12 protein-coding genes are annotated in these 10767 nt (G+C 67.1%); 10 read left to right on the top strand and 2 right to left on the bottom strand.

Annotation, left to right across the window (positions count from 1 at the left end; translation table 11 throughout):
* Positions 1–109: 109 nt before the first annotated feature.
* Positions 110–1006: an MBL fold metallo-hydrolase gene (locus VGF12_RS21855; protein ID WP_331178163.1), complete on the bottom strand. Its 897-nt coding sequence runs from the start codon at positions 1004–1006 to the stop codon at positions 110–112.
* A 23-nt stretch (positions 1007–1029) separates the two neighbouring features.
* Positions 1030–1215, bottom strand: coding sequence for a DUF2892 domain-containing protein (locus VGF12_RS21850; RefSeq protein ID WP_331178162.1), 186 nt, complete (start codon positions 1213–1215; stop codon positions 1030–1032).
* A 291-nt stretch (positions 1216–1506) separates the two neighbouring features.
* Between VGF12_RS21850 and VGF12_RS21845 the strand changes: the two genes are divergently transcribed.
* From VGF12_RS21845 to VGF12_RS21800, 10 genes are all read left to right on the top strand, one after another.
* On the top strand, positions 1507–2835 hold the full coding sequence (locus VGF12_RS21845) for a sigma-54 interaction domain-containing protein (protein ID WP_331178161.1): 1329 nt from the start codon (positions 1507–1509) through the stop codon (positions 2833–2835).
* A gap of 294 nt (positions 2836–3129) precedes the next feature.
* Entirely contained in the window at positions 3130–4494 is a 1365-nt protein-coding gene (gene soxC, locus VGF12_RS21840; RefSeq protein WP_331178160.1) for a sulfite dehydrogenase, read from the top strand.
* Positions 4478–5593: a c-type cytochrome gene (locus tag VGF12_RS21835; RefSeq protein ID WP_331178159.1), complete on the top strand. Its 1116-nt coding sequence runs from the start codon at positions 4478–4480 to the stop codon at positions 5591–5593. The genes soxC and VGF12_RS21835 overlap by 17 nt, the downstream gene beginning before the upstream one ends.
* Before the next feature lie 36 nt (positions 5594–5629).
* Positions 5630–6088, top strand: coding sequence for a thiosulfate oxidation carrier protein SoxY (soxY, locus tag VGF12_RS21830; protein ID WP_331178158.1), 459 nt, complete (start codon positions 5630–5632; stop codon positions 6086–6088).
* A gap of 27 nt (positions 6089–6115) precedes the next feature.
* Complete coding sequence (soxZ, locus tag VGF12_RS21825) at positions 6116–6427, top strand: thiosulfate oxidation carrier complex protein SoxZ (protein ID WP_331178157.1); 312 nt, start codon at positions 6116–6118, stop codon at positions 6425–6427.
* 23 nt (positions 6428–6450) lie between these two features.
* Positions 6451–7266 carry a sulfur oxidation c-type cytochrome SoxA gene (gene soxA / locus VGF12_RS21820; RefSeq protein WP_331178156.1) on the top strand — a complete coding sequence of 272 codons (816 nt, stop codon included), beginning with the start codon at positions 6451–6453 and terminating at the stop codon, positions 7264–7266.
* Positions 7267–7277: 11 nt separating this feature from the next.
* Positions 7278–7916 (top strand): sulfur oxidation c-type cytochrome SoxX, encoded by a 639-nt coding sequence (gene soxX, locus VGF12_RS21815; RefSeq protein ID WP_331178155.1) that lies wholly within the window; start codon positions 7278–7280, stop codon positions 7914–7916.
* 8 nt (positions 7917–7924) lie between these two features.
* Positions 7925–9664, top strand: coding sequence for a thiosulfohydrolase SoxB (gene soxB, locus VGF12_RS21810; protein WP_331178154.1), 1740 nt, complete (start codon positions 7925–7927; stop codon positions 9662–9664).
* 16 nt (positions 9665–9680) lie between these two features.
* Positions 9681–10181, top strand: coding sequence for a heme-binding protein (locus VGF12_RS21805; protein ID WP_331178153.1), 501 nt, complete (start codon positions 9681–9683; stop codon positions 10179–10181).
* Positions 10182–10212: 31 nt separating this feature from the next.
* On the top strand, positions 10213–10626 hold the full coding sequence (locus tag VGF12_RS21800; RefSeq protein WP_331178152.1) for a DsrE family protein: 414 nt from the start codon (positions 10213–10215) through the stop codon (positions 10624–10626).
* Positions 10627–10767 lie beyond the last annotated feature (141 nt).

Genomic DNA, 10767 nt, shown 5'->3' with positions numbered 1-10767 from the left:
CGGGCAGATCAGGTGTGTGGATCTGCGCCGCCACCGACAGCTCGGGCGTCAGGGTCTTGAGTTCCATGGTCTTGTCTCCTTGTCTTCTTGTCTTCTCAGGGTCGGGAACTCAGACCGCGTTGAGTGGGATCTTGAGATAGCGCACGCCATTACCCTCGGCGGGCGGCAGCTCGCCGGCGCGCATGTTGACCTGCACGGAGGGCAGGATCAGCGTGGGCATGCCCAGCGTCGCATCGCGGGCCTGGCGCATGGTGACGAAGGTGTCCTCGCTGATGCCGTCGCGCACATGGATGTTGTGGGCACGCTCGTCGGCCACCGTGCTGATGAACTGCACCTCGCGGCCACCGGGCTGGTAGTCATGGCACATGTAGAGGCGGGTCGATGCCGGCAGGCTCAGCACCTTGTTGATGGAGCGGTACAGCGCGCGGGCGTCGCCGCCGGGAAAGTCGCAGCGCGCAGTGCCGTAGTCGGGCATGAAGAGGGTGTCGCCCACGAAGGCGGCGATGTCCGCCTCTGCGCCCGCCCCGGCCGTCACCACATAGGTCATGCAGGCCGGCGTGTGGCCCGGGGTGTGCAATGCACGCGCCTGCAGGCCGCCGATCGCAAAGGCCTCGTCGTCCCGGAAAAGGTGGTCGAACTGGCGACCGTCGCGGGCGAAGTCGTCGCCGGCATTGAACAGGTCGCCGAAGACCTGCTGCACGGTCGTGATGTGGCCGCCGATGGCCAGCCTGCCGCCCAGCGCCTGCCGCAGGTAGGGAGCGGCCGACAGGTGGTCGGCATGGACATGGGTCTCAAGGATCCACTGCACCCGCGCGCCCAACTGCCGCACGCGCTCGATCAGGCGGTCCGCGCTGGCAGTGGACGTACGACCTGACTTGGGGTCGTAGTCCAGCACGCTGTCGATGAGGGCGCACTGCCCCGTCGGGCGGTCGAGCACCAGGTAGCTGACGGTCCAGGTGGCGGCGTCGAAGAAGCCCTCGACCTGCATCCGGGATGCTTCGTTCATGCGCGTCTCCAGATGGCGGGCGCTCAGCGCCGGCAGGTGTTGATGCCCAGCACCGTGTACAGCGGGCACCAGCCCACGACACCGGTCAGCAGCGGCACGACGCCGATCCAGCCCCAGGCACCCACGGTGCCGGTGGCGGCCAGCGCGATCAATGCCAGGCCGGCGACGACGCGCAAGCCGCGATCCATGGTTCCTTCATTTGCTTTCATTGAGGTCTCCTCGTTGGGGGCGGTGCCGACGCATGGCCGGGACGGCGGCGGTCGGCATCTGGAACCCGGGACCTCTCAAGAGACGTGCCAGCCCGCCACTGTGCGCAGGGCGCCGCTCCCAACCCATTGAGGCAACAAGGGAATTCGGTGCTGGCTGCGCCGGCGCCAACGCTCACCGGCGGACGCAATTACTGCCAAGTGCCAACGCTGTGGCAGCCATCTGGCAGCGATGGCAGTCCTCGCCCACAATCACCCGCACCCGCGCCGCCTGGCGCTGCCGGACGACGACGCATGCCCGCCACCACCACCGAGACCCCTCCCCTGCCCCGGCCCGCACAAGTACAGGCCCTGGTCTCCTACCTGGAACACGAGGCCCAGCCGATGATCGTGCTGGACCCGGACTACAACATCCTGGCTGCCAACACAGCCTACCAGCGCCAATTCGGCACCGCGGACCGCCCCTATCTCGGACACAAGTGCTATCGCGTTTCGCACCACTACGACCTGCCTTGCGACCAAGCCGGCGAGCACTGCCCCATGAAACGCGCCTTCGAGCTCAAGGGGCCCGACCGCGTGCTGCATATCCACCACACGCCGCGCGGCCCCGAGCATGTTGACGTGGAGCTGCGTCCCATCCTCGATGGCGACCGCCGCGTGGTGGCCTACGTCGAACGGCTGACGACGGTGAAGCACGCCTCCGCCCGTGCCAGTCAGGACGGCCTCGTCGGCCGCTCAGCGGTTTTCAACACCGCGCTGGAGGCGGTGCAGCGCGTTGCGCGATCCAGGCTGCCCGTGCTGCTGCTCGGCGAGTCCGGCACCGGCAAGGAACTGTTCGCCCGTGCCGTGCACGAGGTCAGCGACCGCCACGACGGCCCCTTTGTCATCGTCGACTGCTCCGGCCTGCCCGAGACCTTGTTCGAGAGCGAGCTGTTCGGCTACGAGAAAGGTGCGTTCACCGGCGCCCAGCACCGCAAGCCGGGCCTGGTCGAGACGGCGGCAGGCGGCACGCTCTTCCTGGACGAGATCGGCGACGTGCCGCTGAGCATGCAGGTGAAACTGCTGCGGCTGATCGAGTCCGGCACCTTCCGCCGCGTCGGAGCCACCGAGACGCAGCAGGCCGATTTCCGCCTTGTTGCGGCCACGCACAAGCCGCTGCAGCAGATGGTTGCCGAAGGAAAGTTCCGCCAGGATCTCTATTACCGTATCGCCACCTTTCCGATTGTCCTGCCGCCCCTGCGCGACCGGCCCAGCGACATACCGCTGCTGGTCGACTCCTTCTTGCAGCGGGGGACCAACGCCGCGCAGCGCGTTGTCGTCCAGCCCAAGGCCATGGCGCAGCTGCAGGCCCATGACTGGCCCGGCAACATCCGGGAGCTGCGCAACGTGCTGGAGCGCGCCCGGCTGTTCGCCGACGATGGCGTCGTGCGGCCCGAACATCTGCCTGAGTGGCTGAGCACGCCGGCACAGTCCGCACCGCCCGCCACTGCCGGCCTCGACCTCGACCAGGAGATCGGCCGCCTGGTGGCGGAAGGCCGCCTCAGCCGCCGCGACATGGCACTTCGGCTGGGCATGAGCGAGCGCACCTTCTACCGCCGGCTCAAGGCGTTGGGCCTCAGCTGAACTAGGGTTGCCACCAAGGCCCCAAACATCCATCCTCGTTAATATAATGATTCACTGATGTTGATGAAGATCAACGTCGGTGACGGCGCCGCGCCCTCCGGCTCGGCGTCCGCTGGATGAACAAAGGCCAGGCCGCGACGCCGGGCCACAGGAGACAAGGCTTCCTATGCCGTGCACCGACTCTGCGGCGCACCTCGCGCCGGGCTTCGTTCCGGCCCGCGCCCACGCGCCCTATGCCAGCGTCGCCCGCCTGGGCCCCGCTGGGCCCGCCCCGACAGCTTCCGGGAATCTGCCTTGAACAACGACCCCTCCCACTCCGGACGCCTGCGCAAGGCACCAGAGAACTTCCTGTCGCCGGACGGTGTCCGGACTGTCTTCGACGAGGCCAAGCAGGGCCGGCGCGACTTCGTGCGCAGCGCCTTCGCGGCGGCGTTGGCAGGCGGCGGCGCCGTAGCCGCAACGGCCCAGCAGGCCTCCGACGGTGACGCCAACATCCTGACCCTGCCTGAGCACAGCCAGGGCCTCGGCCAGGCCGTCGTGACGGACGGCTATGGCAAGCCGTCCAAGTACGAGGCCAATGTGCAGCGCCGCCCGAGCCCGGGCCTGACGCAGACCACGCAGGCCTCGGTGTCCTTCGCGCCGCTGCAGTCGCTGTTCGGCATCGTCACACCCAGCGGCCTGCACTTCGAGCGCCACCACCAGGGCTGGTGGGACATCGATCCGTCCAAGCATCGCCTGATGATCAATGGCAGCGACGCCACGCTCCTGAAGCGGCCTCTGGTGTTCACGATGGATGAGCTGATGCGCCTGCCGAGCGTCAGCCGCTTCCACTTCATCGAGTGCGGCGCCAACACCGGTATGGAATGGGGCAACGTGGCCGTGCCCACTTGCCAATACACCCATGGAATGCTGAGTTGCAGCGAGTTCACCGGCGTGCCGCTGCGCGTGCTGTTCGACCTTTGCGGCGTGGACTACAAGCGCGCCCGCTACGTGCTTGCCGAGGGTGCCGACGGCTCCAGCATGACGCGCACCGTGCCGATGGAGCTGATCGAGAGTGGCGAGGTCTTCGTCGCCTATGGTCAGAACGGCGAGATGTTGCGACCCGAACAGGGCTACCCGCTGCGTCTGGTGGTGCCGGGTGTGCAGGGGGTGAGCTGGGTCAAGTACCTACGCCGACTGGAAGTGGGCGACCAGCCCTACGCCACCAAGGACGAGGCCGTCCACTACATCGACCTGATGCCCGGCGGCCTGCACCGCCAATACACCAGCACGCAGGAGTGCAAGAGTGTTGTCACGACACCCTCGGGCGGCCAGCTCCTGCTCGACAAGGGCTATTACCAGATCAGCGGGCTGGCGTGGTCGGGCCGAGGCAAGATCAAGCAGGTGGACGTGACGACCGACGGAGGCCGCAACTGGCGCGCCGCACGGCTGCAGGACCCGGTCATGAGCAAATGCCTGACCCGCTTCACGCTGGACTGGCAGTGGAACGGCAAGCCTGCCATCGTGCAGAGCCGGGCTACCGACGAGACTGGCTACGTGCAGCCCAGCACCCGCCAGTTGCGCGCCGTGCGCGGCACGCGGTCGATCTATCACAACAACGCCATCCAGTCCTGGCTGGTGGAGGAAAGTGGCGAGGTGCGCAATGTCCAGCTCTCGTAAGTTCGCGGCAGCGCTGCTCGGGCTGGCGATGCTGGGCTCGGCCTGGGCGCAGCAGGCTGCCCCCGCCTACCCTGGCATCGGCCGCACGGCCACCAAGGCCGAGATTGCAGCCTGGGACATCGACGTGCGCCCCGACTTCAAGGGCCTGCCCAAGGGCTCCGGCTCGGTGAACCTGGGCCAGGAAGTGTGGGAGGCAAAGTGCGCGTCCTGCCACGGCATCTTCGGTGAGAGCAACGAAGTATTCTCGCCACTGGTCGGCGGCACGACGGCCGAGGACATCAAGACCGGTCGCGTGGCGCGCCTGAACGACACCACATTCCCCGGCCGCACGACGCTGATGAAGGTCGCCACGCTGTCCACGCTGTGGGACTACATCAACCGCGCAATGCCGTGGAACGCGCCGAAGTCGCTGAAGACTGACGAGGTCTACGCGGTCACCGCCTACCTGCTCAGCCTAGGCGGCATCGTGCCCGAGGACTTCACGCTGTCCGACGCCAACGTCGCCGACGTGCAGAAACGCATGCCCAACCGCAATGGCATGACGACGGCGCACGCGATGTGGCCCGGCAAGAGCCTTGGCAAGGCCACGGCGCCGGACGTCAAGGCCACCGCCTGCATGCGAGATTGCGACACCGAGCCCAAGGTGGCCTCGCTGCTGCCCGACTTCGCGCGCAACAACAACGGGAATCTCGCCGAACAGCAGCGCCTGGTCGGCCCGCAGCGAGGCATCGACACGACTCGCCCGGCCGGTGCTCGCCGTGAAGGCCCCATCAGCGTCGCCGCGACGCCGGCGCCGCCTCCCGCAGCCACTCCCGCCCATGCCGCCACCGCTGGCACCACCACCGCAGCACTCGCGCTCATCAAGAAGAACTCGTGCACGGCCTGCCATGGCATGGACCAGAAGCTGGTCGGCCCTGGCTTCAAGCAGATCGCGGCCAAGCACGCTTCACGCAGCGATGCCGAAGCCTACCTGGCGAGCCGGATCAAGAGCGGCGGCCAGGGCGTCTGGGGGCCGATCCCGATGCCGGCCCAGACGCTGCCGGATGCCGACCTGAAGACCATCGCCGCCTGGCTTGCCGCCGGCGCGGCCAGCCGTTGAACGACCCACACCGTGCATGACACCAAGGAGATTCCCATGCTGACCCGTCGAACCGCACTTGCCCGCTCCGCGCAGGTGGCCCTGATGCTGGGAGGGCTGGGCCTGCTGCCCCGGGCCGCCATGGCGGCCTACCCGACCGCGGCCTTCGAGGCCAAGAGTCTGGCTGACCTGCTGAAGGTGCTGGGCGCCGGCGCCCCCGTCGAGAGCAAGGATGTCACCGTCACCGCCCCCGACATTGCCGAGAACGGCGCCGTCGTGCCGGTGGGCGCGTCCACCACGCTCCCAGGCGCCAAGCGCCTGCTCATCCTGGTCGAGAAGAACCCCAGCGTGCTCTCGGCCGCCTTCGACGTGAGTGATTTCGTCGAGCCGGCCTTCACGACACGCGTGAAGATGGGCCAGTCGTCCAACGTCATCGCCGTTGCGCTGATGAACGACGGCAAGGTGCTGTTCGCGCAGAAGGAAGTGAAAGTCACCTTGGGCGGCTGCGGCGGCTGAAGCAACACACGAGAGAAGGAGAAGACCATGCCAGATCCGATGCGTATCCGGGCCCAGGCGGCCGGCGACAAGACCACCGTCCGCGTGCTGATGAGCCACGAGATGGAGACCGGCCTCCGAAAGGACGCCGCAGGCAAGACCATTCCCGCCTGGTTCATCCAGGAAGTGACGGCCCAGCTCAACGGCAAGCCCGTCCTCACCGCCGAATGGGGCCCGTCGGTTTCCAAGAACCCGTTCCTGCAGTTCGTCGTGAAGGGAGCCAAGGCCGGTGACAAGATCGCCGTCACCTGGCGCGACAACAGGGGTGAAACCCGCACCGACGAAGCCACGGTTTCCTGACCACTCCACTCTCTGGAGGAGACATGCGTACAAGAACCCTCGCCACCATTGCAGCGGCCATCGCAGCCACCGCGGCCACCGTGCCGCTTCTGGCCCAGGAGTCCAAGTCGGCGTCCGATGGCATCGCCGAGTACCGCAAGATGCTGGAGGACGGCAACCCGGCCGAGCTCTTCGAGGCCAAGGGCGAGGAGCTCTGGAAGACCGCCCGTGGCCCGAAGAATGCCAGCCTGGAGAAGTGCGACCTTGGCCTTGGCCCGGGCGTCGTAAAAGGTGCGTGGGTACAGATGCCGCGCTACTTCGCCGACACGAAGAAGGTGCAGGACCTGGAGTCGCGCCTGCTGAGCTGCATGCAGGCACTGCAAGGCTTCGACGCCAACGAGATCGCCAAAACGCCCTTCGACAAGGGCGAGCAGGCAACCGTCACGGCGCTGGCCGCGTGGGTGTCGTCGATGTCGCGCGGCATGAAGATGGCACTGCCGCAGAAGCATGCCGAAGAGAAGCGCTTCTACGAGCTGGGCAAGCGCGCGTTTTTCTACCGCGGTGGTCCGATGGACTTCTCCTGCGCGAGCTGCCACGGCGAGTCGGGCAAGCGCATCCGCCTGCAGGATCTGCCTGACTTGACCAAGAACCCAGGCGATGGCGTCGGCTTCGCAGCCTGGCCGGCCTACCGCGTGTCCAGCGGCGAGCTGTGGGGCATGCAACGCCGGCTGAACGACTGCTTCCGCCAGCAGCGATTCCCCTACCCCGGCTTCGCATCCGACGTGACCGTGGCGTTGGGCGTCTATATGGGCGTCAACGCCAAGGGCGCCGAGTCCATCGCACCCGCACTCAAGCGCTGAGGAGACAGGCCATGAAGACCACACACATCGCAGCAGCAGCCGTCGCCCTGCTGGCCACCGGCGCCGCGCAGTCACAGACGGCCAAGCAGCTCGAGCAGCAGACCGCCGCCATGATGCAGGCCTCGTTCCGCGAGCAGGGCATCGCCAAGATGGACCGGATCACACAGGACGATGCGCAAAAGGCCTGTTCGCAGGCCAAGCCGCCGTCGGAAGCCGTGACAAAGAAGATCGAGGCGGCTCAGCTCGCGACCGTCAAGTGGCCCGCCGACGGGCAGTTCATCGGCGACTGGAAGGAAGGCGAGAAGCTTGCTCAGAACGGGCGCGGCATGACATGGACCGACGCCAGCGCGGCGGCCGGCAAAAACGGGGCCATGTGCTACAACTGCCATCAGATGGACAAGAAGGAAATCTCCTTCGGCACCATCGGCCCCAGCCTGTGGAACTACGGCAAGCTGCGCGGCGTCGCCAACCCTGCAGACCCGGCCTCCGAGGCCATGGTCAAGTACACGTGGGGCAAGCTGTGGAACAGCAAGGCCTACTCGGCCTGCTCCACGATGCCGCGCTTCGGCCACGCTGAACTGCTGACCGAAGCGCAGATCCGCGACCTGATGGCGCTGCTGTTGGATCCCAAGTCCCCGGTCAACCAATAAAGGCCGAGATGTCCCTGTCCAAGCGCGATTTCCTGCAGGTGCTGTCCTGCGCGGCGGTGGCCGGCATGCCCCTTGGCCGCCACGCCGAGGCCGCCACGTCTCTGGCCGAAGAGCAGCTCTACGACCTGCCGCCGTTCGGCAACGTGTCGCTGCTGCACATGACCGACTGCCATGCACAGCTCAACCCGATCTATTTCCGCGAGCCGACAGTCAACATCGGCATCGGCGGCATGCAGGGGCAGCTGCCGCACCTGGTCGGCGAGCACTTGCTGAAGGCCGCCGGGCTGCGGCCCGGCACGGCGCAGGCGCACGCGTTCACGTCGCTGAATTTCGAAACCGCTGCACGGCGCTATGGCCGCGTGGGTGGCTTCGCACACCTCAGCACGCTGGTCAAACGCCTGAAGGCCAGTCGCCCCGGCGCGCTGTTGCTGGACGGGGGCGATACCTGGCAGGGCTCGGCGACATCGCTGTGGACGAACGCGCAGGACATGGTTGACGCCTGCAAGTTGCTGGGCGTGGACGTGATGACCGGCCACTGGGAGTTCACCTATGGCATGGAGCGCGTCAAGGAGATCGTCGAGAAGGACTTCGCCGGCAAGGTCGACTTCGTCGCCCAGAACGTCAAGACGGCCGACTTCGGCGACCCGGTCTTCAAGCCCTATACGCTGAAGACCATCAACGGCATCCAGGTTGCCATCATCGGCCAGGCCTTCCCCTACACGCCCATCGCGAACCCGCGCTACATGGTGGCGGATTGGGAGTTCGGCATCCAGGATGCCAACATGCAGAAGGTGGTGGACGAGGCCCGCGCGGCCGGAGCCCAGCTCGTTTGCGTGCTGTCGCACAACGGCATGGACGTGGACCTGAAGATGGCCTCGCGCGTGCGCGGCATCGACGCCATCCTCGGCGGCCACACCCACGACGGCGTGCCGGTGGCCGTCCCGGTGAAGAACGCCGGCGGCACCACCCTGGTCACCAACGCCGGCAGCAACGGCAAGTTCCTCGGCGTCATGGACTTCGACGTCAAGGGCGGCAAGCTGGTGGATTTCCGCTACCGACTGCTGCCGGTGTTCGCCAACCAGCTGCGCCCCGATCCTGACATGCAGGCGCTGATCGCCAAGATCCGCGCGCCGTATGAGGCCAAGTTGAGTGAGAAGCTCGCCGTCACCGACGGCGTGCTGTACCGCCGTGGCAACTTCAATGGCAGCTGGGACCAGCTCATCTGCGACGCGCTGATGGACACGCAGGGCGCGGAGATCGCGTTCTCGCCGGGCTTCCGCTGGGGGACCAGCCTGTTGCCGGGAGACACCATCACACGGGAGCTGTTGATGGATCAGCTCGCGATCACCTACCCGTACGCCACGCTGACCGAGATGACCGGCGCGACCATCAAGACGGTGCTGGAGGATGTGGCCGACAACCTGTTCAACCCCGATCCCTACTACCAGCAGGGCGGCGACATGGTGCGGGTGGGCGGCCTGAGCTACACGATGCAGCCTGCCGAGGTCATGGGCCGGCGCGTCACCGACATGCGCCTGAACGGCAAGCCCATCGAGGCCGACAAGCGCTACAAGGTGGCCGGCTGGGCGCCAGTGGCCGAAGAGGCCAAAAGCGCGCCGGGCGTCAAGCCGGTGTGGGAGCATGTCGAGACTTGGCTGCGCGGCCAGCAGGGCCGCGTGAAGCCGCGCAAGATCAACACGCCCCGCCTCGTCGCGATGCAGTGCAACCCCGGCCTGCTGCTGGGCTGAAACCTTGGAGCCCGCCATGCGCCGACTGCTGCCCCTCGCCGCCTTGGCCTTTGCCGCATCGGTTCAGGCCGCCGACGCGCCGCCCCTGTTCACCGTGCGGCAATTGACACCCGAGACCGCCCTTGCAGCGGCACAGGCGGCGCTCGCGCATTGCCGAGCCGCCGGCCACCAAGTCGGTGTCGCCGTCGTGGATCGCGCCGGCATCGTGCAAGTCCTGCTGCGCGACCGCTTCGCCGGCGCACATACGGTGGATATCGCGCCGCAGAAGGCCTGGACGGCCGCTAGCTTTCGCATGCCCACTGCGGCATTGGCCACTGAAACCCAGGCGGGCCGGCCCATGAGCGGCATCCGCTCGGCACCCCGCGTCATGGCGATTGGCGGCGGCCAGGTGATCGAGGCGGCCGGCGCGGTCGTCGGCGCCATTGGTGTGTCCGGCGCGCCGGGCGGCGAAGCGGACGACGCCTGCGCGCTGGCCGGCGTCAAGGCCGTCGCCGAGGCCGTCGAGCTCGGCGGATGAAGATATTGGCAGCCTTCCGAAGGAGAACCCCATGCGCAAGCGCGTCCTGCTCGCCCTCTTCACGATGTTTCTCGCCACCCCACTCGCGTGGGCCGGCGATCTGGTCGTTTATCACTTCGACAACGCCGCCGCACAAGGCCTCAAAGGCCTGCGCAATATCCGCAACCACCTGGACACCGACCCCTCGGCCCAGATCACCGTCGTGACTCACGCCGACGGCGTGGACCTGTTGATGGAGGGTGCCAAGTCCTCCAATGGCACCGAGTACGCACCGCTCGTGTCCGCACTGAAGGCCCGCGGCGTGCGCTTCGAGGTCTGCGAGATCACGCTGAAGAACCGCGGCCTGAACAAGGACCAGTTCGTGCTCGACGCCGACTACACGCCCTCCGGCGTCGTGCGAATCGTCAAGCTGCAGAAGCAGGGCTACGCCTACATCAAGCCCTAGTGCCATTGGCCTTTCGGTCAGCATGGAGCGTTCCGGCGCTCGGCCCGTTGTCGCCTGATCACTGAAGTTCCTGCATGTTTCTTGAATCCACCATCGACACGCTCGGCGAACCCGGCACGCTGGCACTGGGAGCGTTGCTGA

Origin of the sequence: Roseateles sp., assembly GCF_036404855.1 — a bacterium.
GTDB lineage: Bacteria > Pseudomonadota > Gammaproteobacteria > Burkholderiales > Burkholderiaceae_C > Pelomonas.
Note: the sequence above shows the minus strand (reverse complement) of the source record. Positions and strands in the feature narration are given on the sequence as shown.

What these genes read in the sequence shown, in the direction of transcription:
- VGF12_RS21855 (WP_331178163.1), bottom strand. Translation starts at nt 1,006, where the DNA reads ATGAACGAAGCATCCCGGATGCAGGTCGAGGGCTTCTTCGACGCCGCC.
- VGF12_RS21850 (WP_331178162.1), bottom strand. Translation starts at nt 1,215, where the DNA reads ATGAAAGCAAATGAAGGAACCATGGATCGCGGCTTGCGCGTCGTCGCC.
- VGF12_RS21845 (WP_331178161.1), top strand. Translation starts at nt 1,507, where the DNA reads ATGCCCGCCACCACCACCGAGACCCCTCCCCTGCCCCGGCCCGCACAA.
- VGF12_RS21835 (WP_331178159.1), top strand. Translation starts at nt 4,478, where the DNA reads ATGTCCAGCTCTCGTAAGTTCGCGGCAGCGCTGCTCGGGCTGGCGATG.
- soxY (WP_331178158.1), top strand. Translation starts at nt 5,630, where the DNA reads ATGCTGACCCGTCGAACCGCACTTGCCCGCTCCGCGCAGGTGGCCCTG.
- soxZ (WP_331178157.1), top strand. Translation starts at nt 6,116, where the DNA reads ATGCCAGATCCGATGCGTATCCGGGCCCAGGCGGCCGGCGACAAGACC.
- soxA (WP_331178156.1), top strand. Translation starts at nt 6,451, where the DNA reads ATGCGTACAAGAACCCTCGCCACCATTGCAGCGGCCATCGCAGCCACC.
- soxX (WP_331178155.1), top strand. Translation starts at nt 7,278, where the DNA reads ATGAAGACCACACACATCGCAGCAGCAGCCGTCGCCCTGCTGGCCACC.
- soxB (WP_331178154.1), top strand. Translation starts at nt 7,925, where the DNA reads ATGTCCCTGTCCAAGCGCGATTTCCTGCAGGTGCTGTCCTGCGCGGCG.
- VGF12_RS21805 (WP_331178153.1), top strand. Translation starts at nt 9,681, where the DNA reads ATGCGCCGACTGCTGCCCCTCGCCGCCTTGGCCTTTGCCGCATCGGTT.
- VGF12_RS21800 (WP_331178152.1), top strand. Translation starts at nt 10,213, where the DNA reads ATGCGCAAGCGCGTCCTGCTCGCCCTCTTCACGATGTTTCTCGCCACC.